Source organism: Acidocella sp. (assembly GCF_052326845.1).
GTDB lineage: Bacteria > Pseudomonadota > Alphaproteobacteria > Acetobacterales > Acetobacteraceae > Acidocella.
This window is the reverse complement of the sequence record NZ_JBKQJR010000143.1, coordinates 1-22,108: the sequence shown is the minus strand read 5'-3', so window position 1 is coordinate 22,108 and position 22,108 is coordinate 1. Positions and strand designations below refer to the sequence as shown.

Genomic DNA, 22,108 nt, shown 5'->3' with positions numbered 1-22,108 from the left:
TGCTGCACCTCGACGAGGTGCGGGTTGTGGCGGCGCGGACGGTTGAGACCGACGGCTACTCCGCCGTGCAGCTCGGCATTGGCAAGGCCAAGCCGAAGAATGTGAGCAAGGCGCAGAAGGGCCACTTTGCCAAGGGCAAGGTGGAGCCGGCGCAGAAGCTGGTGGAATTCCGCGTGGCCGACGACGCCGTGCTGGAGGCTGGCGCTGCGATCTCCGCCGCGCACTTCGCCATCGGCCAGTTTGTCGACGTTGCTGGCATCACCAAGGGTAAGGGCTTTGCCGGTGGTATGAAGCGCTGGAACTTCCGCGGTCTGGAAGCGTCCCACGGCGTGTCCGTCAGCCATCGTTCGCTTGGTTCTACCGGTAACCGCCAGGATCCCGGCAAGACCTTCAAGAACAAGAAGATGGCCGGCCATCTCGGCCAGGAGCGCGTGACCACCCTTAACCTGCAGGTCGCGGGTGTGGACGCGGAACGTAACCTTGTCCTCGTGCGTGGCGCGGTCCCCGGTTCCAAGGGCGGCTACGTGCTGATGCGCGATGCGATCAAGAAGGCGCGGCCGGCGGATGCCGCCTATCCCGCGGCGCTGAAGGGCTAAGTCGATGAAGTTGGATGTTGTTGATTTTGATGCGAAGGCCGTTGGCAGCGCCGAGCTGCCGGACGAGATTTTCGCCGCTGAGCCCCGCGTGGACATCATCGCGCGCGTGATCCACTGGCAGCTGGCCAAGCGCCGCGCCGGCACGCACAAGGTGAAGGGCATGGGCGAGGTTTCGGGCACCACCCGTAAGCCGTACAAGCAGAAGGGCACGGGTAACGCCCGTCAGGGCTCGCTGCGCGCGCCGCAGTTCCGTACCGGTGGCGTGGTGCATGGTCCCGTTGTGCGCGACCATGGCTACTCGCTGAACAAGAAGGTGCGTCGCCTGGGTCTCGTCTCTGCGCTGTCGCAGAAGGCGGCCGAGGGCAAGCTGGTGATCCTGGATGCCGTTGGCGGCCTCGAGAAGACCAAGGATGTTGCCGCGAAGGTGAAGAATTTTGGCTGGAAGTCGGCGCTGATCGTCGATGCGGCGGTGGCTGAGACCTTCGCCCGCGCCAGCCGCAACGTGCATGGCCTGGATGTGCTGCCCGTCGTCGGTGCGAATGTCTATGACATCGTGCAGCACGATGTGCTGGTCATCACCAAGGCCGGCATCGATGGCCTGAAGGAGCGCCTGGCATGAGCAGCGTGAAGATTTCTCCGGAGCGTATGTACGAAGTCGTGCGCGCTCCGCACATCACCGAAAAGGCGACTCTTCTCTCCGAGAAGAACCAGTTCGTGTTCAAGGTGGCGAGCGACGCGACGAAGCCTGAGATCAAGGCTGCGATCGAAGGCCTGTTCAATGTAAAGGTTACCGGTGTGAACACGCTGGTCACGAAGGGCAAGACCAAGCGGTTCAAGGGCCGCCCGGGCATCCGCTCCGACGTGAAGAAGGCGTTCGTGACTCTCGCCGAGGGCGAGAGCATCGATTTCACCACCGGTCTGGTGTGAGGCGCGGATAATGGCATTGAAACATTTTAATCCGGTCACGGCGAGCCTTCGCGGCACCGTTCTGATCGACCGTAGCGAGCTGTGGAAGGGCAAGCCTGTCAAGGGCCTGACCGAGGGTAAATCCTCCACCGGCGGCCGCAACAATCACGGCCGCATCACCAGCCGCTTCCGCGGCGGTGGACACAAGCAGTCGTACCGCCTGGTCGACTTCAAGCGCCGCAAGTTCGATGTGCCGGCCACGGTCGAGCGTCTGGAATATGACCCGAACCGCACCGCGTTCATCGCGCTGATCAAGTACGCCGATGGCGAGCTGGCCTACATCCTGGCCCCGCAGCGCCTGAAGGCCGGCGACCCGGTGATCTCCGGCGCGCGTGTCGACATCAAGCCTGGTAACGCGATGCCGCTGTCCGCCATTCCGGTGGGCACGATCATCCACAACATCGAGCTGAAGGCCGGTGCCGGTGGCAAGCTGGCGCGTTCCGCGGGCACCTTCGCCCAGCTGGTCGGCAAGGACCAGGGCTACGCGCAGATCAAGCTGATGTCCGGCGAGCTGCGCATGGTGCGCGGCGAGTGCATGGCGACGATCGGCGCGGTGTCCAACGCCGACCATCAGAACCAGCAGATCGGCAAGGCTGGTCGCTCTCGTTGGCTGGGCCGCAAGCCGCATAACCGCGGCGTGGTTATGAACCCGGTCGATCACCCGCATGGTGGTGGTGAAGGCCGCACCTCCGGTGGCCGTCATCCGGTTACGCCGTGGGGCAAGCCGACCAAGGGTTACAAGACGCGCACCAACAAGCGCACGGATCACCTCATCATCCGCCGTGCGAAAGGCGGGAAGGGCTAATCGATGTCACGTTCTGTTTGGAAAGGTCCGTTTGTGGACGGATACCTCCTTGGCAAGGCGGAGGCGTCCCGCGCCTCCGGTCGTAACGAGATCATCAAGATCTGGTCGCGCCGCTCCACGATTCTGCCGCAGTTTGTCGGCCTTACGTTCGGTGTCTACAACGGCAAGAAGTTTCTGCCGGTGCAGGTGAACGAGAATATGGTCGGCCACAAGTTTGGTGAATTCTCGCCGACGCGCACCTTCCCGGGGCACGCGGCCGACAAGAAAGCGAAGCGGGGCTAAGATGAGCAAACCGAAAGCCGAGCGCGGCCTGGCCGACAATCAGGCGGAGGCCATTGCGCGCAACATCCGTGTTAGCCCGCGCAAGCTGAACCTGGTTGCTGGTTCCATCCGCAACCTGCCGGCCAGCCGTGCGCTGGCCGACCTGACCTTCTCCAAGCGCCGCATCGCCAAGCAGGTGAAGAAGGCTCTGGAGAGCGCCATCGCCAATGCCGAGAACAACCACCAGCTGGACGTGGACAAACTCTACGTGAAGCTGGCCGAGGTGGGCCGCGGTATCGTCATGCGCCGTTTCCACGCCCGTGGCCGTGGCCGTTCCGCGACCGTGGAGAAGTGGTTCAGCCATCTGAAGATCGTTGTTGAGGAACGCGAGCAGGCTGAGAAGCCGGTGCGCGATGCTCGTCCGGGCTTTGGTAAGTCCGCGAAGTCTGCCGGGGAGGCTGCGTAATATGGGTCACAAGATTAATCCGATCGGCCTGCGCCTCGGCATTACCCGCACCTGGGACAGCCGCTGGTACGCCGACAAGGACTACGCCAAGCTGCTGCATGACGACATCAAGCTGCGCAACCACCTGCGCGGCAAGCTGCAGCAGGCGGGCGTCTCCCGCGTTGTCATCGAGCGCCCGGCCAAGAAGCCGCGCGTGACCATCTATGCCGCCCGCCCGGGTGTGGTGATCGGCAAGAAGGGTCAGGACATCGACAGCCTGCGCAAGGAGCTGTCCGCGATGGCGAAGGCCGATGTGGCCCTCAACATCATGGAGATCCGCAAGCCGGAGATCGACGCCACGCTGGTGGCCGAGAACATCGCCCAGCAGCTGGAGCGCCGCGTGGCCTTCCGCCGTGCGATGAAGCGCGCCGTGCAGTCTGCGATGCGTCTGGGCGCCCAGGGCATCAAGATCACCTGCTCCGGCCGTCTCGGCGGTGCCGAGATCGCCCGTGTCGAGTGGTACCGTGAAGGCCGTGTGCCCCTGCACACCCTGCGCGCCGATCTCGACTACGGCGTGGCCACCGCGAAGACCACCTATGGCACCTGCGGCGTGAAGGTTTGGATTTTCAAGGGCGAGATTCTGGTTCAGGACCCGTTCGCGCAGGATAAGCGCGCGGCCGAACAGGCCCCGCAGCGCTAAGGAATTTTTAAGCCATGATGTCTCCAAAGCGTACCAAGTTCCGCAAGGCGCATAAGGGCCGCATCCACGGCAACGCCAAGGGCAACACGCAGCTGAATTTCGGCGCGTTCGGCCTGAAGGCGCTGGAGCCGGAGCGGATCACCGCCCGTCAGATCGAGTCTGCCCGCCGCGCCATCACCCGCTGCATGAAGCGTGCCGGCCGCGTGTGGATCCGCATCTTCCCGGACCTGCCCGTCTCCACCAAGCCCGCCGAAGTGCGTATGGGCTCCGGTAAGGGCAGCCCGGAATTCTGGGTGGCCCGCGTGGCCCCCGGCCGTATCATGTTCGAGATCGACGGCGTTGCCGAGCCGCTGGCCCGCGAGGCGCTGGCGCTGGGCGCGGCGAAGCTGCCGATCCGCACCAAGTTCGTCACCCGTATCGGGGAGGCATAAGAGATGACCGCTGCAAGTGATATCCGGGTGAAGACCCCGGACGAGCTGAAGAGCCTGCTGCTGGATCTGCGCAAGGAGCAGTTCAACCTGCGTTTCCAGCGCGCCACCGGCCAGCAGGAAAACACCAGCCGCGTGCGCGCGGTGCGTCGCGAGATCGCGCGGGTGAAGACGATTCTGGCTGAGCGCGCGCGTTCGGCTGTGAAGGGTTAAGAGGGTATCATGCCGAAACGTGTTCTGACCGGGCGTGTCGTGAGCGATAAGATGGACAAGACGATCACCGTCCTTGTCGAGCGTCGCATCATGCACCCGTTGTACAAGAAGTTCATTCGCCGCTCCAAGAAGTACGCGGCGCATGACGAGGCTAATTTGTGCGTCGAAGGTGATGTGGTTCGCATTGAAGAATGCGCGCCGATCAGCAAGCGCAAGACCTGGGTTGTGACGGAGCGCAACGGCGCCGCCATCACCGACCAGCAGGCTGGCTGAGGGGGCTGAAGCATGATTATCGTAGAATCCAACCTCGACGTTGCTGACAACTCCGGTGCCCGCCGCGTGCAGTGCATCAAGGTGCTCGGCGGCTCCAAGCGCAAGACCGCTTCGGTCGGCGATGTCATCGTCGTCTCCGTGAAGGATGCCATTCCCCGCGGCAAGGTGAAGAAGGGTGACGTGCACCAGGCGGTTGTCGTGCGCACGGCGTTCCCGGTTCGCCGCGCCGATGGCAGCGCCATCCGCTTCGACCGCAACGCCGCCGTGCTCATCAACAAGCAGATGGAGCCGATCGGCACTCGTATCTTCGGGCCCGTGGTGCGCGAGCTGCGTGCGAAGAAGTTCATGAAGATCATCAGCCTTGCGCCGGAGGTGCTGTAACATGGCCGCGCGTATTAAAAAGGGCGATAAGGTGCTGGTTATTTCCGGCGCCGCCAAGGGTTCCCGCGGCGAAGTGCTGCGCGTGATTCCGTCCGAGAACCGTGCCGTTGTGCAGGGCGTGGCTGTGGCCAAGCACCACACCAAGGCGACCCGCATGGGTGAGCCGGGCGGCATCATCGAGCGTGAAGCCGCTGTGGATTTGTCGAATCTGGCGCTGATCGACCCCGCCACGGACAAGCCGACCAAGGTTGGCTTCCGCGTGCTGGACGATGGCCGCAAAGTGCGTGTCGCTCGCAAGAGCGGCACCGCTATTGAAGGCTGAGGAGGCCGAAATGAGCGAAGTGAAAGAGCTGCCGCGCCTGCAGAAGTACTACCGCGAGGTTGTGCGTGAGCAGATGCAGAAGGAGTTCGGCTACAAGAACCCGTTCGAGGTGCCGGCTCTGCAGAAGATCGTGATCAACATGGGCGTTGGCGAAGCCGCCGGCGACCAGAAGAAGCTGGACGCCGCCCTGGCCGAGCTGACGCTGATCTCCGGCCAGAAGCCGGTGAAGACGCTAGCGAAGAAGGCGATCGCTGGCTTCAAGCTCCGCGCCGGCCTGCCGATCGGGTGCAAGGTGACCCTGCGCAGCGACCGCATGTACGAGTTCCTGGACCGCCTGGTCACCATCGCGCTGCCGCGCGTGCGTGACTTCCGCGGCATCCCGGGTAATAAGGGCTTCGACGGACGCGGCAATTTTGCCATGGGCCTCAAGGAACAGATCATTTTCCCTGAGATCGTCTATGACAAGGTCGATGCGATCCGTGGCATGGACATCATCTTCGTGACCAGCGCGAAGACCGATGCCGAAGCCAAGGCACTGCTGAAGGGTTTCAACTTGCCGTTCCAGAAGTGAGCGGCATCGCGAAAAATTTTGTTGGAAAACGGCCGGTAGAGACCGGCAGGTTCCGGAGGGTATCAGAAGATGGCTAAGACATCGCAGGTCAACCGAAACGGCAAGCGTGAGCGCATGGCTGCCCGTGATCAGGCGAAACGCGCGACGCTGAAGGCGACGATCATGGATCGTACGCTGCCGGTGGAGGACCGCTTCGAGGCGAGCCTCAAGCTCGCGCAGCTGCCGCGCAACGGCGCGAAGGTTCGCGTGCGCCTGCGCTGCGAGCTCACGGGGCGCGCCCGTGGCAATTATCGTAAGTTCAAGCTTTGCCGTATCGCCTTCCGCGATCTGGCGAGCACCGGGCAGATCCCCGGTGTCACGAAGGCCAGCTGGTAAGGAAAGGGCAGTAAGAAAATGTCGATGTCCGATCCTTTGGGCGATATGCTCACCCGCATCCGCAACGCGCAGCACGCTCGTCTGACGTCCTGCGTTGCGCCTGCCTCCAACCTGCGCGCCAACGTGCTGGACGTGCTCAAGCGCGAGGGCTTCATCCGCGGCTTCTCCCGCGAGGAATTGCGCCCCGGCCTTGCCCAGCTGCGTATTGAGCTGAAGTACAATGACGGCCAGCCGGTGATCAAAGAGATCAGCCGCGTGTCCCGTCCGGGCCGCCGCGTCTACTCCAAGATCAAGGAGCTGCCGCGCGTCTATAATGGTCTGGGTGTCTCCATCCTCTCCACGCCGCGCGGCGTGATGAGCGATGTTGAAGCCCGCGCTGCCAATGTCGGCGGCGAAGTTCTCTGCCGCGTCTTCTAAGGGAGGGACCTGATATGTCGCGCGTAGGCAAATATCCCGTCGAGATCCCCGCTGGCGTCACTGTGGCGCTGGCTGGCAACGTGATCACGGCGAAAGGCAAGCTGGGCGAGCTTCAGCTGGCCCTCACCGACCTGGTCGAGACGAAGGTCGAGGGGAACAAGGTTTCCGTCGAACCCAAGACCAAGGCCGCCCAGGCCCGTATGATGTGGGGCACCACCCGCGCCAACATCGCCAACATGGTGAAGGGCGTGTCGCAGGGCTATTCGAAGACGCTGGAGATCACCGGTACCGGTTACCGCGCTGCGGTGCAGGGCCCCAACCTGGTGGTCAACCTGGGCTTCTCCCATGACGTGGTCTACCCGATCCCCACGGGGATCAAGGTGACCTGCGAGAAGCCGACCTTGATCAAGGTCGAGGGCGTGGACAAGCGTCAGGTTGGTCAGGTTTGCGCCGAGCTGCGCTCCTATCGTCCGCCCGAGCCGTACAAGGGCAAGGGTGTCAAGTTCGAAGGCGAAGCGATCCGCCGGAAAGAGGGTAAGAAGAAATAATGTCGAGCAATCTGGAATTGCAGGCGCGCCGCCGGGCCCGCCTCCGCTATCAGCTCCGGCAGAAGTCCGGCGGGCGTCCGCGCCTGTCGGTGTTCCGTTCTGGCAAGCACATCTATGCCCAGATCATCGACGACGCCCAGGGCCGTACCCTGGCCGCCGCCTCGACCCTGGACAAGGAGCTGAAGTCTGCCCTGCGCACCGGCGCCGACAAGGATGCCGCCTCCGCCGTGGGCAAGCTGATCGCCGAGCGCTCCAAGGCTGCGGGCGTTGTCGCCGTGGTGTTCGACCGCGGTTCTTATCTCTATCATGGCCGGGTGAAAGCCCTGGCAGAGGCGGCCCGCGAGGGCGGCCTCGACTTCTAAGAGGGTTTGCAGATGGCACGTGAAGCACGCGAAGGCGGCAGCGGCGGCAGGAATCGCGAGCGCGAGCGCGAGCGCGAGGCTGGTGACGAGTTCGTCGACAAGCTGGTGACGATCAACCGCGTCGCCAAGGTCGTGAAGGGTGGCCGCCGGTTTGCGTTCGCAGCGCTGGTGGTCGTTGGCGACCAGAAGGGCCGCGTCGGCTACGGCGCGGGCAAGGCCCGTGAGGTGCCCGAGGCGATCCGCAAGGCGACCGAGCGCGCGAAGAAGACGATGATCCGCGTCCCGATGAAGGAAGGCCGCACGCTGCACCACGACGTGCGCGGCATCTTCGGCGCCGGTGAGGTTGTCATCCGTTCGGCTCCGGCCGGTACCGGTATCATCGCCGGCGGTCCGCTGCGCGCTGTGTTCGAGACCCTGGGCATCGGCGACGTGGTCGCCAAGTCGCTGGGCAGCCGCAACCCGCACAACATGGTAAAGGCGACCTTCGCCGCGCTGGCCAATGTGACCAGCCCGCGCCTGGTGGCTAGCCGCCGTGGCAAGAAGGTGGCGGATCTGTACGGCCAGGCTCAAAAGGAAGCCGCCGTGGAGGTGAGCGATGTCTGATAAGAAGATTCGGATCACGCAGGTCTCGTCCGGCAACGGGCGCAAGCCCGGCCAGCAGGCGACCCTGATTGGCCTCGGGCTGAACAAGATCAGCAAGAGCGTCGAGCTCCCCGCTACGCCGGAAGTGCTTGGCATGGTCAACAAGGTCAAGCACCTGTTGAAGGTCGAGGAGCTGGCGTAAGCCGGCTCGTGCAAGGATATTCGTCATGAAACTCAATGAAATTCGCGACAATCCCGGCGCTCGGCTGAAGTCCAAGCGCCTTGGCCGCGGTATCGGCTCCGGCAAGGGCAAGACCTCCGGCAAGGGCGTTAAGGGTCAGAAGGCTCGCGAGGGCGTTTCCCTGAACGGCTTCGAGGGTGGTCAGCTCCCCATCTACCGCCGTCTGCCGAAGCGTGGCTTCACCAACGTCAACCGCAAGGAATACGCGCCGCTGAACCTCAGCACGCTCGAAGCTGCGATTGAGGCTGGCAAGCTGGACGCCTCGCAGCCGATCACCGAGGCCGTGCTGGCCGAGGCCGGCGTGGTTCGCCAGAACAAGGTGAACGGCGTGCGCCTGCTCGCCCGCGGCACCATCAGCAAGGCTGTCACCATCGAAGTCTCCGGCGCCTCCGCCGCGGCTGTGGCCGCGATCGAGCAGGCTGGCGGCAAGGTGACCACCCTGGTTGCCAAGGCTGACACCGAAGCGGCGTAAGCCTCTTGCCTCCGCCGGAGAAAATCCGGCAAATAGCGCTGTAAAACGGCGCTTGCCTGTCGCGCTAAGCACCGGCAAGCGCCGTTTTTTGTTGAATAATAAGGATTGAGTAATGGCATCCGCCGCAGAACAGATGGCCGCGAACCTGAACCTGGGCGCATTTGGCAAGGCCACGGATCTCCGCAAGCGCATCTGGTTTACCCTGGGCGCGCTGATCGTGTTCCGTTTGGGTACATATATTCCGGTCCCCGGCGTGGACGCGACGGTGATGGCGCATCTGATGACGCAGAACGGCGGCGGCATCCTGGGCATGTTCAACATGTTCACCGGCGGCGCGCTCGGCCGCATGACCATCTTCGCCCTGAACATCCTGCCTTATATCAGCGCCAGCATCATCATCCAGCTGATGTCCTCCACCATCCCGGCGCTTGAGGCGCTGAAGAAAGAGGGCGACTCGGGCCGGCAGAAAATCACCCAGTACACGCGCTATCTCACCGTCATCATCGCCACGGTGCAGGCCTATGGCATCGCGGTCAGCCTGGAACGGGTGAAAAGCGCGCTCGGCCCGGCGGTGATCGACCCCGGCATGTTCTTCGAGTTCACCGCCGTGGTCACGCTGGTCGGCGGCACGGTGTTCGTGATGTGGCTGGGCGAGCAGATCACCTCGCGCGGCATCGGCACCGGCTCCAGCCTGATCATCTTCGCGGGCATCGTCGCCAACATGCCGGTGGCGATCGCCAATATCCTGGAGTTGGGGTCCACCGGCGCGCTGTCCACCTTCTTCATCATCGTCTTCTTCGCCGTGGCGCTGCTGGTCATCGCCTTTGTCGTGTTCATGGAGCGTGCGCAGCGCCGGATTCTCATCCAGCATCCCAAGCGCCAGGTCGGCCAGCGCATCTATGGCGGCGAGAGCAACTACATGCCGCTCAAGGTTAACGCCTCGGGCGTGATGCCGCCGATCTTCGCCAGCTCGCTGCTGGTGATCCCGGCCACCTTTGTCGGCTTCTCCGCTGGCGGTCCGGGCTGGCTCCAGGCCATCGCGCATTCGCTCTCGCGCGGCCAGCCGCTCTACATGCTCCTGTACGCCGCGCTGATCATCTCCTTCTCCTTTGTTTGGGCAGCGATCGCCTTCAACCCGGAGGAGACGGCGGAGAACCTGAAGAAGAACGGCGCGTTCATTCCTGGCATTCGCCCCGGCACGAACACGGCCAAGTATTTCGACATGGTGCTCACCCGCCTGACCGCCATCGGCGCAGGGTATCTGGTGCTGGTCTGTCTGCTGCCGGACTTCGCCATGAGCAATTACAGCCTGCCGTTCTATTTCGGCGGCACTTCGCTGCTGATCATGGTGTCCGTGACCATGGACACGGTGACGCAGGTCCAGTCGCATCTGCTGGCGCACCAGTATGAGGGGCTGATCCGCAAGGGGCGTGGTAAAAATCGGAAGTAAGGGAGAGCAATGTGGAATTAATCCTTCTCGGCCCGCCTGGCGCAGGCAAGGGCACTCAGTCCAAGCTGCTGGAGACCCGTTACGGGATCGCGCAGATTTCCACCGGCGACATGCTGCGCGCCGAGGTAAAGGCTGGCAGCCCGATCGGGCTGGAGGCCAAGGCCGTGATGGATGCCGGCAAGCTGGTGTCCGACGATATCCTGATCCGCATGATCGGCGAGCGTATCCATCGCCCGGACTGCGCCAAGGGCTTCATCCTGGATGGCTTCCCCCGCACCGTGCCGCAGGCCCAGGCGCTGGATAAGCTGCTGCACAACACGGCCGTGGACCTGGACGCCGTCATCGAGCTGAAGGTGGACGAGGCGATCCTCGTCGAGCGCATCTCCGGCCGCTTCACCTGCGCCAAGTGCGGCGAGGGCTACCACGACAAGTTCAAGCTGCCGAAAGCCGACAGCGTGTGCGACGTTTGCGGCAGCACCGAGTTTACCCGCCGTCCGGACGACAAGGCCGAGACCGTGCATGCCCGCCTGGAGGCCTACAACGCCCAGACGGCGCCGATTCTGCCTTACTACAAGGCCCAGGGGCGGCTGTTCAGCGTGGACGGCATGGCCGATATGGACGAGGTGGAACACCAGATCGAGGCGGTTTTGCGCCAGGTTGGCGTGCCCGCCCCGGCGGTTTGACATCAACTCTTGACAAGCCTCACGAAAAATTGATCAGTCGTTGTTGACTCTAAGTTCGCGGGCGCTATAACCCGCTTTCGCGGCGCTCCCGGGTGGGGCGCCGCTACTTGTTATGACCTCAGGAGAGACCACGTGGCGCGTATTGCCGGCGTAAACATTCCCACGAACAAGCGTGTTGTGATCAGCCTTCGCTACATCTACGGCATCGGCCCGGCGAAGGCCCAGGAGATTTGCACGGCACTGGCCATCCCCGACGAGCGCCGGGTGAACCAGCTCTCCGATGACGAAATTCTCCGCCTGCGCGAGATGATCGACAAGGACTTCCGCGTCGAGGGCGACCTCCGCCGCGAAGTGGCGATGAACATCAAGCGCCTGATGGATCTCGGCTGCTACCGTGGCCTGCGTCACCGTAAGGGCCTGCCGGTCCGCGGTCAGCGCACCCACACCAACGCCCGCACCCGTAAGGGCAAGGCCGTGGCCATCGCCGGCAAGAAGAAAGCCACCCGCTAATTTTCCGCGCATAGCGTCAGACACAGGATTACCGATATGGCGAAGCCCGCCTCTTCCCGCCCCCGCAAGAAAGAACGCAAGAACATCATCGCCGGTGTTGCGCACGTTCTCGCCAGCTTCAACAACACGATGGTCAACATCACGGACGCGCAGGGCAACACCATTGCCTGGTCGACCGCTGGTAGCCAGGGCTTCAAGGGTAGCCGCAAGTCCACCCCGTATGCCGCGCAGGTTGCCGCCGAAGACGCCGGCCGCAAGGCGCGCGAGCACGGCATGGAGACCCTCGAGATCGAGGTGAGCGGTCCGGGTTCGGGACGTGAGAGCGCGCTGCGCGCCCTGCAGGCCGTGGGCTTCCAGATTTCCGCGATTCGCGACCTGACGCCGATCCCGCATAATGGCTGCCGGCCGCGCAAGCGCCGCCGCGTCTAATAAGGGTTCGGGTTTTTCTTTAGGCCGGGGTGTGGTTTTGCCGCCCAGGCCGGAGGGGTGAATGTTGAAAGACTCTACATTGTCTCTGCAACGCAACTGGCAGTTGCTGATCAAGCCGGAGCAGCTCGACGTCGAGTTCGGTGCCGATGCGTCCCGTATCGCCACGATCATCGCCGAACCGCTGGAGCGTGGCTTCGGTCTGACGCTCGGCAACGCGCTGCGCCGCATTCTGCTCTCGTCGCTGCAGGGTGCCGCCGTTACCGCGGTGCGCATCGACGGCGTGCTGCATGAGTTCTCCACCCTCGCCGGCGTGCGCGAGGACGTGACCGACATCGTGCTCAACATCAAGCAGCTCGCCGTGCGCATGCATGGCGAGGGGCCGAAGCGCATGGTGCTGACCGCGACCGGCCCTGGCGAGGTCAAGGCCGGGCAGATCCAGGCCGGGCATGACATCGAGATCATGAACCCCGATCTCGTGCTGTGCACGCTGGACGAAGGCGCGACGCTGGGCATGGAATTCACCGTCGGCTCCGGCCGGGGCTACGAGGCGGCCTCCGCCAACCGCCCCGAGGATGCGCCGATCGGCCTGATCCCGGTTGATGCCATCTACTCCCCGGTGCGCCGCGTGTCCTACAAGGTCGAGAAGACCCGCGTTGGCCAGGTGACGGACTACGACAAGCTCATCCTGGAAGTGGAAACCAACGGCGCGGTGACGCCGGAGGACGCCGTGGCCCTGGCCGCGCGCATCCTGCAGGACCAGCTCAGCATGTTCGTGAACTTCGAGGAGCCGCAGCGCGCCCGCCCCGAGGAGCCGCGCATCGAGCTGCCCTTCAACCCGAACCTGCTGCGCAAGGTGGACGAGCTGGAGCTCTCCGTGCGCTCCGCCAACTGCCTGAAGAACGACAATATCGTGTATATTGGCGACCTCGTGCAGAAGAGCGAGCAGGAAATGCTGCGCACGCCGAACTTCGGCCGCAAGTCTTTGAACGAAATCAAGGAAGTGCTGACTGTCATGGGGCTCTCCCTTGGCATGATCGTGCCGGATTGGCCGCCCGAGAATATCGAGGAACTGGCCAAGCGCTCGGACCAGCCCTTCTAAAGTATTAACAGGAACACTTCATCATGCGTCACGGTCTCAGCGGTCGTAAACTCGGCGTCACCTCCTCCCATCGCGCTGCCATGTTCCGGAACATGGCCGTCGCACTCATCAAGCATGAGCAGATTACCACCACCCTGCCGAAGGCGAAGGAACTTCGCCCGGTTGTGGAGAAGCTGATCACGCTCGGCAAGCGCGGCGGGCTGCACGCCAAGCGCCAGGCTTTCGACCAGCTCCGCGACGAGACGATCGTGGCGAAGCTCTTCGACACCGTTGCCGAGCGCTACAAGGCTCGTGCCGGTGGCTACACCCGCGTGCTGAAGGCCGGCATGCGCTACGGCGATGCTGCCGACATGGCGGTGATCGAGCTGGTGGACCGCGATGTCTCCGCCAAGGGGCAGGATTCTGGGCCGAAGCCGGAAGTCGCCGCCGAGGCTGAAGGCGAAGAGTAAGAGCTTCGCCCTAACCGGCAAAGCAAAAGGGCAAACCCCGGCGGGTTTGCCCTTTTTTATTGGCGGCGATTTGAAAATTCGCTCTGGTGAGTCGCATGGGGGTGTTTTTCGAGCACCGGAGCGGAGCGTACGTTGAGGTACGTGAGCACCGGAGCGCAGAAAAACGCTCCAGGCGGCCGCCAGAGTAGAATTTAGCCCAGCGGCTGATGCGCCTTGTCGAGCAGCCGGGAGAAGAAGCCCTTCTTCTTCGGCGGCTTCGGCGCGGCCTGCTTGGCTTCGTCCTCGGCCTTCTTGGCCTTGGCCTTCATCCATTCATCCAGAGACATGCCGGCCTTGGCCGCGCGCTGCTGCTCGTAGGCGAGTTGTCCCTTGCTGAGTGTCTTCGTGTAGTCGGTCATGTTGGTCTCCAGTTTGGGCCTGCCTTGCAGGTCCGGGATAAAAATTCAAGCGCCGTTGCGCCGGCGCAGCAGGGCGGCTTCCAGCCAGCCCAATGCGGCGTAGATGACAATGCCGGACAGGCCCAGCAGCACCAGCGCCGCGAACATGCGCGGGATTTCCAGCCGGTAGCTGGCCTCGATGATGCGATACGCCAGCCCGGAGGCGAAGCCGCCCGAGCCCGCCACGAATTCCGCGACCACGGCGCCGACCAGCGCCAGCGTGCCGGAGATGCGCAGCCCCGTGAGGAAGCTCGGCAGCGCCGAGGGCAGGCTGAGCAGGGTCAGCGTCTGCCACCGAGTCGCGCCGTTCAGCCGGAACAAATCCTGCAAATCCGCCGGGGTGGAGGCGAGCCCCGCCGCGGTGTTCGAGAGAATCGGGAAGAAGGCGACGATAATGGCGCAGACCACCAGCGCCAGGAAGGGCTGGTTGATCCAGATGATGATGAACGGCGCGAGGGCGACAACGGGCGTGACCTGCAAAATCACCGCCCATGGCTGGATGGCGGCGCGGAACAACCGGCTCGCCGCCATGGCCACGGCCAGCGCCACGCCGATGGCGGTAGCCGCCACCAGCGCCGCGAAGGTGACGCTGAGCGTGGAGAGCAGCGCCTGGTTCAGCACGGCATGGTCGTCGAAATAGGCCTGCACGATGGCGATAGGGCCTGGCAGCACGTAGGACGGCACCCCCAGCGCCCAGACGAGCCCCTGCCAAGCCCCAAGTGCGATGAACCCGAAAGCGAAGGGGGCGATGCGCTCGATGGTCTTATTCATGGACGGGCATCACGCGCTGGAAGGTTTCGGTGATCTCGGCGACGAGGTCCGTATAGGCGGCGCTGGCGCGGCGGCGCTCGCCCTCGGGGATGGCGGTGCGGATGTCAGCGGCGATTCGCCCCGGGCGCGGCGAAAGCACCAGGATGCGGCTGGCGAGATAGGCGGCCTCGTAGATCGAATGGGTGATGAAGACGATGGTCTTGCCCGAGCGCCGCCACAGCGCGTGCAGGTCGTCCTGCAGCCGGTGGCGGGTGAATTCGTCCAATGCGGCGAAGGGCTCGTCCATCAGCAGCAGCATCGGGTCGGAGACCAGAGCGCGGGCGATGGAGACGCGCATCTTCATCCCGCCCGAGAGCGCGCGGGGCTTGGCATTGGCGAAATCCGCGAGCCCCACCTGCGCCAGGGCCGACTCGACCAGCGCGGCTGCGTCCGCCCATTTCCGCCCGCGCAGGCGCAGCGGCAGGTACACGTTCTCCTCGGCGCTGGCCCAGGGGAGCAGCGTCGCATCCTGGAACACGAAGCCGATATCCCCGGGGCCAGGGCGATGCTCCCACTCGATGCTGCCGGCGCTCGGCGCCTCCAGCCCCGCCAGCAGGCGCAGCAGGGTGGATTTGCCGCAGCCCGAAGGGCCGAGCAGCGCCACGAAATCGCCCGGCTCGATCTCGGCGGTGATGTCTTCCAGCGCGATTGTCGCGTTCGGAAAGGTCTTGGAGACCGAACGGAGAGAAAACATTACTTCTGCACGCCGAACCCATGATCGACGAATTGCAGCGTATAGCCCGCCTTGTAGTCCATGGATTTGTCGTACAGTCCGGCTGCCACCATCTGGTTGAAGAAGCTGGCCCAGCGCGCATCGGTCATGGCGTAGATGCCGAGCGTCTTGGTGTCGCCCGAGTCGACGATGCCGCGTTGCTTGAGCTGGTCATAGCCGAAATGCAGCAGCCCGTCGGTCATGTCCGGGTTGGCGGCCTTGATGGCGGCGAAGGCCGGGCTGGGGTCGCCGTAGAGGTAGGAGTACCAGCCCTCGGTGGAGGCCTCGATGAAGCGCCGGGCCAGATCCGGGTTGGTTTGCACCAGCGTCTCGCTGGTGGCGATCAGGCTGGCATAGCCGTTGAACCCCGCATCGGGCAGGGCCATCACCACCGGCCATTGTCCAGTCTGCTCATGCACCAGATACGGCTCGCTGGTGACATAGGCTTCCTGGATGTCATCCGGGTTGGTGAAGAACGGTGTCAGGCTGAAGCTGTAGGGGCGCAGCTGGTCGTCGGTGTAGCCATACTTGCTCTTGAGATAGAGCCACCAGCTGGCACGCGTGTCGGCGCTGACAGCGATGGGCTTGCCCTTGAGGTTGGCGAAGCTGTCATTGCCCCGGCCGGGATGGGCGATTAGCGCGTCCGGGTCCTTCTGGAACCCGGCGGCGATGGCGACGAAGGGAATGTTCTCCTGCGCGAAGTTGAGCGCCAGGAAGGTGTTGGAGGTGATGTCGAAGGTCAGCCGCCCGGCGATGAGCAGCTGCGCGTTATTCACCTGCGGCCCGCCCTGCACGATCGAGACATCGAGCCCGTATTTCTTGTAGATGCCCGTGGCGAGTGCTTGATAGTAGCCGCCATATTCGGGCTCGGCCACCCAGTCGAGCCCGAAGCTCACCTTGTCGGCGGCCTGCGCAGCGGGGGCGAGGCAAAGGCAGGCGGCGAGCAGGCTGGCGAGGCGGACCGGTCGGAACATTGCGGAGTCTCCTTATGCAGATGAATCCGGATCGCGCGGCTGGTCAAGGAGATCGCACGCGGGTAACCCGTAAACGAACGTTTTAGGGATTAGCATGGGCGAGCCGAGGATCAAGGCGGGAATTTGGGTCTCTGCGGCACTGCGCATGGGCATGCTGGAGGGCAAGCCCGGCCTAGTGGTGCGCAAGGGCGACCCGGATGCCGGCGGCGTGTTGGTGGTGCTGCATGGGCGCACTGGCAACATCGTGCTGACCCAATTCCGCGAGAGGGATGGCGATCTGGCCTGGATGCGCGGCACCGGGCCCGAGCCGGTGACAGAGGACGCCACTGACGCCTATGTGAAGAAGCAGGTTTCCTACGACCCCGACCTCTGGGTGATCGAGTTTGACGCGGCGGATTACGTGCCGCCGTTCGAAGGCAAGCTAGTCTAAGGTCCTGCGCATCGCTGCGGCGAGCGCCGGGTTCTCCGCCTCGGCGCCGGCGATCACGCCGTCCCGGTCCGCCATGGATTTGTTCTGGCTGAGCTTGGCCACGCCCTGCAGCTTCGTGATGTGCAGCACAATGCCGACGATGCCATTGAGCTGCGCGGCGATATAGTTGGCCGGGGCATCGCTCACGGCCCAGGGGGTGGCGCGGGGGGCCTCGAAGCGGTCGGTGAGTTTGGAGACGATATCCAGCAGCGCCGCAGGGTCCTCGATGATCTCCAGCCGCCCGGTGGCATGCACCGCCTGATAGTTCCAGGTCGGCACCACCTTTCCGGTCTCCGCCCTGGTCGCGTACCAGTTCGGGCTCACGTAACCATCGACCGCGGTGAAGATGGCCAGCGACTCGGCATGCGGGTCGAACTCCCGCCAATGCATGTTGGCCCGCGCCATGTGGCCCACCAGCCGGTCCGGCGCTTCCAGCGACAGCGGCAGATGCGTGGCCGCCAGGCCCGAGGCGGTGGGCGAGACGAGCACGGGCAGCGAGGCCGCACGCATGATGGCGTGCAGTTCCTCGGGGCGGGTTTCGGCGAAGGCGGGCGGGACATACATGGATGCGGCTCCTGTTACGCGGACGCCCGCAGGCGGCGCACGTAAAGCTCGAACAAGGCTGTGGCCGTGGCGCCGGGCGCGCCATTGCCGATGGGCGCGCCATCCAGCCGGACCACGGGTTTGACGAAGGAGGTGGCGCTGGTGAGGAAGATCTCCCGCGCCTCGCGCAGTTCCGCCAGCGAGAATTCCCGTTCCTCGAAGCCCAGCCTTTGGCGTTGCAGTTCCTCAATGAGCGCGGCGCGGGTGCAGCCGGGCAGGATATGCGCATCCAGCGGGCGGGCGAGCAGCGTGCCGCCGCGGGTGACGATCCAGACCGTGCTGGCCGCACCCTCGGTCACGTTGCCATTGGCGTCAAACAGAATCGCCTCATACGCGCCCGCGCGCTTGGCCGCGGTGCGGGCGAGCACGTTGGGCAGCAAATTGGTGGATTTGATGTCGCACCGTGCCCAGCGCGCATCCGGCAGGGTGATGGCCTCCGCTGTCCACGCGGCGATGTCCTCGGGCGGTTCGGGCTTGCGCCGGGCGATGATGACGAGGCTGGGGCGCGGCGCGGGCGAGGGGATGGGGTGGTCGCGCCTTGCCACGCCGCGGGTGACTTGCAGGTAAACCAGCCCGGTCTGGATGCGGTTGAGCCGCAGCACCTGGAGCACAACCGCGTGCAGGGCGGCGGCGGACATCGGGGCGGGTAGCTCGATCTCGCTTAGGCTGCGCGCCAGGCGTTGCAGATGCAGCCCGGCATCCACCAGCGCGCCGCGATGCACGTAGAGAACCTCGTAGATCCCGTCGCCGAACTGGTAGCCACGGTCTTCCACATTCACGCTCGCCTGGTGCAGCGGCAGATACCGGCCGTTCACATAGGCGATGGCGGCCATGCGGGTCTCCTTACCTTAAGCGGCCTTTCCGGCTGCCTCAAGCGCGTGGGCAAACTGGTCCGGCGGCAGATAGGCGGCGAGAACCTCCTCCGGCGAGCCGTCGGCCTTCACCATGCCGTTCTCCATCCAGATGAGCCGGTTGCACCATTCCAGGATGATAGTGGGGCTGTGTGAGGAGAGGACAAGGATTTCCGCGCCGCGCACCATGGTTTCCAGCCGGTGGCGGGCCTTGTCGAGGAAGCTGGCATCGCCCGCCAATATCCACTCGTCCATCAGCAATATCTGCGGGAGGATGGCCGTGGCCATGGCGAAACCGAGCCGCACCACCATGCCGGAGCTGTAGGTGCGCACCGGCAGGGAGAGGAACTGGTCCAGCCCGGCGAAGGCGGCAACATCTTCCTGCAGCTGGCGGATCTGCGCCTCGGAATAGCCGTTGAACAAAGCGCGCAGGCGGATGTTCTCGTTGCCGGTGAGGTCCGGGTTCATGCCCTGGCCGGGGTCCAGCAGGGCGGTCACCGCGCCTTCTAAGGTGATGCTGCCCGCGACCGGTTCGTAGATTCCCGCCATGGTGCGCAGCAGCGTGGTCTTGCCCGCGCCGTTGGAGCCGATGAAGCCCAGCCGGTCACCCGAGTTGAGCGTGAAGGAGACGCCGCGCAGCGCCTCCACGGTGAGGCGGTGACGGCTGTCCTCGCCGAGGCGCCCAGAGGCGGCGGCGAACACGGTCTTCTTCAGGCTGCGGCTTTCCGTATGGTAGAGCGGGAAGGACACAGAGACATTGTCAACGATCAGCTGGGCCATGGCTTACAACCAGTAGGGCAGGCGCGGGCGGGCGCGCACGAAGATGAGGCCCGTGATGAGGAACAGGCCCAGCGAATAGAGGACGGCGAGATGCCAGGCGCCAGGTTCGAACGGCTGGCCGAGCAGCGGAGCGCGCATGATCTCCAGCAGGGCGTAGAACGGGTTGAGATCGACAAAGGCGCGGGCCAGGCCGCGATGCGCCAGCATCGCCGGGCTCCACATGATCGGCGTGACGTAGAAGGCGATCTGCATGACGCTGGCGATGATGGGCGGAATGTCACGGAAACGCGCGCCGAACAGCCCCAGCAGTAGGCTGGCGGCGAAGGCATCGGCCAGCCAGAGCAGGAAGCCGGGCAGCAACGTGAAGCAGTCCAGCCCCGGGTGGGTGCCCAACAGCGCGAACACCACGGCGACGACGACAATATTATGCCCCAGCACCAGCGTGTTGCGCATCACCACCCGCGCCGCGTGCACGGAATGGGGCATGCGTATGGAGCGGATCATCGCATCCGCCTGGGTGAAGCAGGTCGTGGCCTCCGAGGCGACGGTGCTGATGAAATTCCACAGCACCAGCGAGATGGTGAGGAACGGCAGATAGGCGCGGACATCCTGGTGGAACAGCCGGGCGTAGAGAAAACCAATGGCCCCGACCATGATGGCGGTGGACAAGGTAAGCCAGAGCGGCCCGAGCAGGGAACCGCGATAGCGCAGGCGGATATCGAACAGGCTGAGCGTCCACACCAGCGGCCAGAGCCTGGCCGTATCCGCCAGGTCCACCGCCGCTAGGCGCAGGCGCTCGCGCCAGCTATGCGACGCGGCGATGACGAGACGCGCGGCCGGGGCCGCAATGGGTGGCGGCGAGCCGGGTCCGGCAGTGTCCTGTCCAGGCGCGATCATGAGCATGAGGAGGCGATAGCGGAATGAGCGGGCGGCATCAACCATGCGCCGCCTCGGGAATCAGATGGGGTTGATGGAGACGCCGTCCGGCGTCTTGGTAACCGTCACCGTCTGCCCGGCGGAGAGCGGGGGATCCACCGGCTCGGCCACGGATTTCACCGAGCCGTTCTGCATCTTGATGACAACCTCCGTGCCCGGCCCGGCATTGGCCGGCATCGGCTGGCCCAGGATGGACATAATTTGGCCAAGCGCGGCGCCTGACTGGCCCGGATCGGCGTGGCGCACGGCGACGACGGTGCCTGTCGGCACGCGCGCCGCCGCGGCGGTGCCAACCGAGGCTCGCGGGGCGGAGGGGGCGCAGGCGCTTAAGCCCCCGAGCACCAGCAGCAGCGCCGGACCGGCCGTGAACGGGGAAATTTTGCAAATGCGCCGCATGGGACATGGGCTAGCACAATCGGCCCGGTTCCGGTAGCGGCGGACGTCAAGATTTTGTTGCCGAAACTTGCGTTTCCGGCTAATGGCTTATGGTGCCTTGTTTAAGCCATCATTGAGCATGATGCTATAAAAGGCGTCAATTGCTGGAGGCTTCCGATCGTGGTCAATGGCTCCCAAGTGCGGCCGGGGCGTTTGCGTAGTTTCCGGGCTGGCTTCAAGGTCAAGCTCTCGCTGGGCTGCGCAGGGCTAGCCCTGCTCACCGCCTGCGCCGGTGGGCCGCGCGTGTCGGAAAACGCCGATTACTACCTCTCCCACGCGCAGCACGACTACAACCCGCCCGGACCGCCCAGCGACCCGTGGGGCCCGTATATCCAGCAGGCCGCGGCGCGGTTCGACGTGCCGGAGATGTGGATCCGCCAGGTGATGCGCGTGGAGTCCGGCGGGCATGAATATATCGACGGCCAGCTGGTGGTGTCCGCCGCCGGGGCCATGGGGCTGATGCAGCTCGAGCCCGAAACCTACCAGGAGATGGCCGCGCAGTACGGGCTGGGCCAGGACCCGTTCAACCCCTACGACAACATCATGGCCGGCACGGCGTATATCCACGAGATGTACCAGGTGTACGGCTCGCCGGGCTTCCTGGCGGCGTATAACGCCGGGCCGGGGCGGCTCGACTCCTACATGAACTACAGCCGGCCTTTGCCGGACGAGACCAAGAACTACGTGGCGATGATCGCGCCGCATATCCAGGGCTACTACCCGGCCCACCGGTCCGAGGCTGACCAGCTGGCTCTGAATACCCAGCCGATGACCGAGGCGCCGGGGCTGCTGCCGCCGGGCTTCGTGCCGTCCGCCTCCTATGGGCTGCCTGCGGACAATTCGGATGACAATGCCGGGGCGCAGGTGCAGGTGGCGTCCATCGCCCCGGTTGAGACGCCGTCCGTCGCGCCGGTGCAGACTGCCTCCATTGCGCCGGTCGAGGCTGCTCCCGTGCCGCCGCCGCCCGCGCCACCGCGCCCGGCCGAGCCCGCCTATCAGAGCTCGCTCACGGATTCGACCTTGGCCATGTCCCTGCCGCCTCCGCCTCCGGCGCCCTCGCATACCCAGTCGCGGCCTGATTTCTCCCTCGTCCCGCCCGCGATGGCCGATACGCCGCCGCGGACCATGCAGGCATCCTACAGCCCGGCGCCGGGCCGGGCGCATTGGGCCATCCAGGTCGGCGCTTATTCCAGCTCCGCCAATGCCCGCGCGGCGCTCGGCATCGCCGAGTTGTCCGCCGTTTCCCAGCTGGTGAACGGGCAGGCGCTGGTGCAGTCCGTCCGCAGGGGCGGCAAGACCACCTATCGCGCCCGCGTGGTCGGATTGCCGCATGAGGATGCGGTGAACGCCTGCAACCGCCTCTCCGGCGGGCCGACGGGTTGTGTGGTGATTTCCCCGGACGAATCGTAGAAAACTCTACTCTGGCGGCCATTTGACGCGGTTTGCCTGCGCTCCGGTGCTCATCAAACCACGCCAACTGATACAAGCTTGCGAGATGCATGACTCTCTGCCGTCATTGCGAG

Annotated in this window: 37 protein-coding genes; 28 read left to right on the top strand and 9 right to left on the bottom strand. The window is 64.7% G+C overall.

Features of this window, described 5'->3' with window-relative positions; all coding sequences use genetic code 11:
- Window positions 1-2: 2 nt before the first annotated feature.
- The 26 genes from rplC (at window position 3) to rplQ (ending at window position 13,578) form a co-directional block, all read left to right on the top strand.
- A complete protein-coding gene (gene rplC, locus ACLPJJ_RS09775; protein WP_443590785.1) occupies window positions 3-596 on the top strand; it encodes a 50S ribosomal protein L3 in 594 nt (197 codons plus the stop codon).
- A 4-nt stretch (window positions 597-600) separates the two neighbouring features.
- Window positions 601-1,215, top strand: a complete 615-nt coding sequence (gene rplD / locus ACLPJJ_RS09770; protein WP_443590784.1) for a 50S ribosomal protein L4 — start codon at window positions 601-603, stop codon at window positions 1,213-1,215.
- 11 nt (window positions 1,216-1,226) lie between these two features.
- Complete coding sequence (locus tag ACLPJJ_RS09765) at window positions 1,227-1,523, top strand: 50S ribosomal protein L23 (protein ID WP_443590787.1); 297 nt, start codon at window positions 1,227-1,229, stop codon at window positions 1,521-1,523.
- Window positions 1,524-1,533: 10 nt separating this feature from the next.
- Window positions 1,534-2,367 carry a 50S ribosomal protein L2 gene (rplB, locus tag ACLPJJ_RS09760; RefSeq protein ID WP_443590783.1) on the top strand — a complete coding sequence of 278 codons (834 nt, stop codon included), beginning with the start codon at window positions 1,534-1,536 and terminating at the stop codon, window positions 2,365-2,367.
- Between the two features lie 3 nt (window positions 2,368-2,370).
- A complete protein-coding gene (gene rpsS / locus ACLPJJ_RS09755; protein WP_183265843.1) occupies window positions 2,371-2,649 on the top strand; it encodes a 30S ribosomal protein S19 in 279 nt (92 codons plus the stop codon).
- 1 nt (window position 2,650) lies between these two features.
- Window positions 2,651-3,094, top strand: a complete 444-nt coding sequence (gene rplV / locus ACLPJJ_RS09750) for a 50S ribosomal protein L22 (RefSeq protein ID WP_443590782.1) — start codon at window positions 2,651-2,653, stop codon at window positions 3,092-3,094.
- Window position 3,095: 1 nt separating this feature from the next.
- Window positions 3,096-3,773 carry a 30S ribosomal protein S3 gene (rpsC, locus tag ACLPJJ_RS09745; RefSeq protein WP_443590781.1) on the top strand — a complete coding sequence of 226 codons (678 nt, stop codon included), beginning with the start codon at window positions 3,096-3,098 and terminating at the stop codon, window positions 3,771-3,773.
- Between the two features lie 14 nt (window positions 3,774-3,787).
- Complete coding sequence (gene rplP, locus ACLPJJ_RS09740; protein WP_443590780.1) at window positions 3,788-4,204, top strand: 50S ribosomal protein L16; 417 nt, start codon at window positions 3,788-3,790, stop codon at window positions 4,202-4,204.
- 3 nt (window positions 4,205-4,207) lie between these two features.
- Window positions 4,208-4,414 carry a 50S ribosomal protein L29 gene (gene rpmC / locus ACLPJJ_RS09735; RefSeq protein WP_183265847.1) on the top strand — a complete coding sequence of 69 codons (207 nt, stop codon included), beginning with the start codon at window positions 4,208-4,210 and terminating at the stop codon, window positions 4,412-4,414.
- Between the two features lie 9 nt (window positions 4,415-4,423).
- Complete coding sequence (gene rpsQ / locus ACLPJJ_RS09730) at window positions 4,424-4,687, top strand: 30S ribosomal protein S17 (RefSeq protein ID WP_443590779.1); 264 nt, start codon at window positions 4,424-4,426, stop codon at window positions 4,685-4,687.
- A gap of 12 nt (window positions 4,688-4,699) precedes the next feature.
- A complete protein-coding gene (rplN, locus tag ACLPJJ_RS09725; RefSeq protein ID WP_183265849.1) occupies window positions 4,700-5,068 on the top strand; it encodes a 50S ribosomal protein L14 in 369 nt (122 codons plus the stop codon).
- 1 nt (window position 5,069) lies between these two features.
- A complete protein-coding gene (rplX, locus tag ACLPJJ_RS09720; protein ID WP_443590778.1) occupies window positions 5,070-5,390 on the top strand; it encodes a 50S ribosomal protein L24 in 321 nt (106 codons plus the stop codon).
- A 10-nt stretch (window positions 5,391-5,400) separates the two neighbouring features.
- Window positions 5,401-5,961, top strand: a complete 561-nt coding sequence (rplE, locus tag ACLPJJ_RS09715) for a 50S ribosomal protein L5 (RefSeq protein WP_443590777.1) — start codon at window positions 5,401-5,403, stop codon at window positions 5,959-5,961.
- A 69-nt stretch (window positions 5,962-6,030) separates the two neighbouring features.
- Window positions 6,031-6,336: a 30S ribosomal protein S14 gene (rpsN, locus tag ACLPJJ_RS09710; protein ID WP_443590776.1), complete on the top strand. Its 306-nt coding sequence runs from the start codon at window positions 6,031-6,033 to the stop codon at window positions 6,334-6,336.
- 18 nt (window positions 6,337-6,354) lie between these two features.
- Window positions 6,355-6,753, top strand: a complete 399-nt coding sequence (gene rpsH / locus ACLPJJ_RS09705) for a 30S ribosomal protein S8 (protein WP_443590775.1) — start codon at window positions 6,355-6,357, stop codon at window positions 6,751-6,753.
- Between the two features lie 14 nt (window positions 6,754-6,767).
- Window positions 6,768-7,301 carry a 50S ribosomal protein L6 gene (gene rplF, locus ACLPJJ_RS09700; RefSeq protein ID WP_443590774.1) on the top strand — a complete coding sequence of 178 codons (534 nt, stop codon included), beginning with the start codon at window positions 6,768-6,770 and terminating at the stop codon, window positions 7,299-7,301.
- Window positions 7,301-7,663, top strand: a complete 363-nt coding sequence (gene rplR / locus ACLPJJ_RS09695) for a 50S ribosomal protein L18 (RefSeq protein WP_443590773.1) — start codon at window positions 7,301-7,303, stop codon at window positions 7,661-7,663. Before rplF ends, rplR begins: the two co-directional genes overlap by 1 nt.
- A 12-nt stretch (window positions 7,664-7,675) precedes the next feature.
- Complete coding sequence (rpsE, locus tag ACLPJJ_RS09690) at window positions 7,676-8,266, top strand: 30S ribosomal protein S5 (protein ID WP_443590772.1); 591 nt, start codon at window positions 7,676-7,678, stop codon at window positions 8,264-8,266.
- Window positions 8,259-8,447, top strand: coding sequence for a 50S ribosomal protein L30 (gene rpmD, locus ACLPJJ_RS09685; RefSeq protein WP_443590771.1), 189 nt, complete (start codon window positions 8,259-8,261; stop codon window positions 8,445-8,447). The genes rpsE and rpmD overlap by 8 nt, the downstream gene beginning before the upstream one ends.
- A 25-nt stretch (window positions 8,448-8,472) precedes the next feature.
- On the top strand, window positions 8,473-8,958 hold the full coding sequence (gene rplO, locus ACLPJJ_RS09680; RefSeq protein WP_443590770.1) for a 50S ribosomal protein L15: 486 nt from the start codon (window positions 8,473-8,475) through the stop codon (window positions 8,956-8,958).
- Between the two features lie 112 nt (window positions 8,959-9,070).
- Window positions 9,071-10,408: a preprotein translocase subunit SecY gene (secY, locus tag ACLPJJ_RS09675; RefSeq protein WP_443590769.1), complete on the top strand. Its 1,338-nt coding sequence runs from the start codon at window positions 9,071-9,073 to the stop codon at window positions 10,406-10,408.
- 11 nt (window positions 10,409-10,419) lie between these two features.
- Window positions 10,420-11,091 carry an adenylate kinase gene (locus ACLPJJ_RS09670; protein WP_443590768.1) on the top strand — a complete coding sequence of 224 codons (672 nt, stop codon included), beginning with the start codon at window positions 10,420-10,422 and terminating at the stop codon, window positions 11,089-11,091.
- Between the two features lie 132 nt (window positions 11,092-11,223).
- The gene (rpsM, locus tag ACLPJJ_RS09665) at window positions 11,224-11,601 is read left to right on the top strand and encodes a 30S ribosomal protein S13 (RefSeq protein ID WP_443590767.1); all 378 of its coding nucleotides are present in this window, start codon (window positions 11,224-11,226) and stop codon (window positions 11,599-11,601) included.
- A 36-nt stretch (window positions 11,602-11,637) separates the two neighbouring features.
- Window positions 11,638-12,030 carry a 30S ribosomal protein S11 gene (rpsK, locus tag ACLPJJ_RS09660; RefSeq protein WP_183265862.1) on the top strand — a complete coding sequence of 131 codons (393 nt, stop codon included), beginning with the start codon at window positions 11,638-11,640 and terminating at the stop codon, window positions 12,028-12,030.
- Between the two features lie 79 nt (window positions 12,031-12,109).
- Window positions 12,110-13,129 carry a DNA-directed RNA polymerase subunit alpha gene (locus ACLPJJ_RS09655; RefSeq protein WP_443590786.1) on the top strand — a complete coding sequence of 340 codons (1,020 nt, stop codon included), beginning with the start codon at window positions 12,110-12,112 and terminating at the stop codon, window positions 13,127-13,129.
- A gap of 23 nt (window positions 13,130-13,152) precedes the next feature.
- Window positions 13,153-13,578 (top strand): 50S ribosomal protein L17, encoded by a 426-nt coding sequence (gene rplQ / locus ACLPJJ_RS09650; protein ID WP_443590766.1) that lies wholly within the window; start codon window positions 13,153-13,155, stop codon window positions 13,576-13,578.
- Between the two features lie 191 nt (window positions 13,579-13,769).
- Here the strand turns inward: rplQ and ACLPJJ_RS09645 are convergent, their stop codons facing one another.
- Genes ACLPJJ_RS09645 through ACLPJJ_RS09630 form a run of 4 tightly spaced genes read right to left on the bottom strand, consistent with a single transcriptional unit; the run spans window position 13,770 to window position 16,511 of the window.
- Complete coding sequence (locus ACLPJJ_RS09645; RefSeq protein WP_443590765.1) at window positions 13,770-13,976, bottom strand: hypothetical protein; 207 nt, start codon at window positions 13,974-13,976, stop codon at window positions 13,770-13,772.
- A gap of 45 nt (window positions 13,977-14,021) precedes the next feature.
- On the bottom strand, window positions 14,022-14,786 hold the full coding sequence (locus ACLPJJ_RS09640; protein ID WP_443590764.1) for an ABC transporter permease: 765 nt from the start codon (window positions 14,784-14,786) through the stop codon (window positions 14,022-14,024).
- Complete coding sequence (locus ACLPJJ_RS09635) at window positions 14,779-15,519, bottom strand: ABC transporter ATP-binding protein (RefSeq protein ID WP_443590763.1); 741 nt, start codon at window positions 15,517-15,519, stop codon at window positions 14,779-14,781. The genes ACLPJJ_RS09640 and ACLPJJ_RS09635 overlap by 8 nt, the downstream gene beginning before the upstream one ends.
- Complete coding sequence (locus tag ACLPJJ_RS09630; RefSeq protein WP_443590762.1) at window positions 15,519-16,511, bottom strand: ABC transporter substrate-binding protein; 993 nt, start codon at window positions 16,509-16,511, stop codon at window positions 15,519-15,521. Before ACLPJJ_RS09630 ends, ACLPJJ_RS09635 begins: the two co-directional genes overlap by 1 nt.
- Before the next feature lie 94 nt (window positions 16,512-16,605).
- Between ACLPJJ_RS09630 and ACLPJJ_RS09625 the strand changes: the two genes are divergently transcribed.
- Complete coding sequence (locus tag ACLPJJ_RS09625) at window positions 16,606-16,941, top strand: DUF1491 family protein (protein WP_443590761.1); 336 nt, start codon at window positions 16,606-16,608, stop codon at window positions 16,939-16,941.
- Here ACLPJJ_RS09625 and ACLPJJ_RS09620 read toward each other — a convergent pair.
- The 5 genes from ACLPJJ_RS09620 to ACLPJJ_RS09600 are packed head-to-tail and all read right to left on the bottom strand — an operon-like array spanning window position 16,933 to window position 20,546.
- Window positions 16,933-17,544 (bottom strand): FMN-binding negative transcriptional regulator, encoded by a 612-nt coding sequence (locus tag ACLPJJ_RS09620; RefSeq protein WP_443590760.1) that lies wholly within the window; start codon window positions 17,542-17,544, stop codon window positions 16,933-16,935. The two genes, ACLPJJ_RS09625 and ACLPJJ_RS09620, sit on opposite strands and share 9 nt — an antisense overlap.
- A gap of 14 nt (window positions 17,545-17,558) precedes the next feature.
- Window positions 17,559-18,416, bottom strand: coding sequence for a D-amino-acid transaminase (locus tag ACLPJJ_RS09615; RefSeq protein WP_443590759.1), 858 nt, complete (start codon window positions 18,414-18,416; stop codon window positions 17,559-17,561).
- A 15-nt stretch (window positions 18,417-18,431) separates the two neighbouring features.
- Complete coding sequence (locus ACLPJJ_RS09610; protein WP_443590758.1) at window positions 18,432-19,214, bottom strand: ABC transporter ATP-binding protein; 783 nt, start codon at window positions 19,212-19,214, stop codon at window positions 18,432-18,434.
- A 3-nt stretch (window positions 19,215-19,217) separates the two neighbouring features.
- Window positions 19,218-20,156: an ABC transporter permease gene (locus tag ACLPJJ_RS09605; RefSeq protein WP_443590757.1), complete on the bottom strand. Its 939-nt coding sequence runs from the start codon at window positions 20,154-20,156 to the stop codon at window positions 19,218-19,220.
- Between the two features lie 15 nt (window positions 20,157-20,171).
- Window positions 20,172-20,546 (bottom strand): hypothetical protein, encoded by a 375-nt coding sequence (locus ACLPJJ_RS09600; RefSeq protein ID WP_443590756.1) that lies wholly within the window; start codon window positions 20,544-20,546, stop codon window positions 20,172-20,174.
- A 159-nt stretch (window positions 20,547-20,705) separates the two neighbouring features.
- Between ACLPJJ_RS09600 and ACLPJJ_RS09595 the strand changes: the two genes are divergently transcribed.
- The gene (locus ACLPJJ_RS09595) at window positions 20,706-21,995 is read left to right on the top strand and encodes a transglycosylase SLT domain-containing protein (RefSeq protein ID WP_443590755.1); all 1,290 of its coding nucleotides are present in this window, start codon (window positions 20,706-20,708) and stop codon (window positions 21,993-21,995) included.
- Window positions 21,996-22,108: the final 113 nt, after the last annotated feature.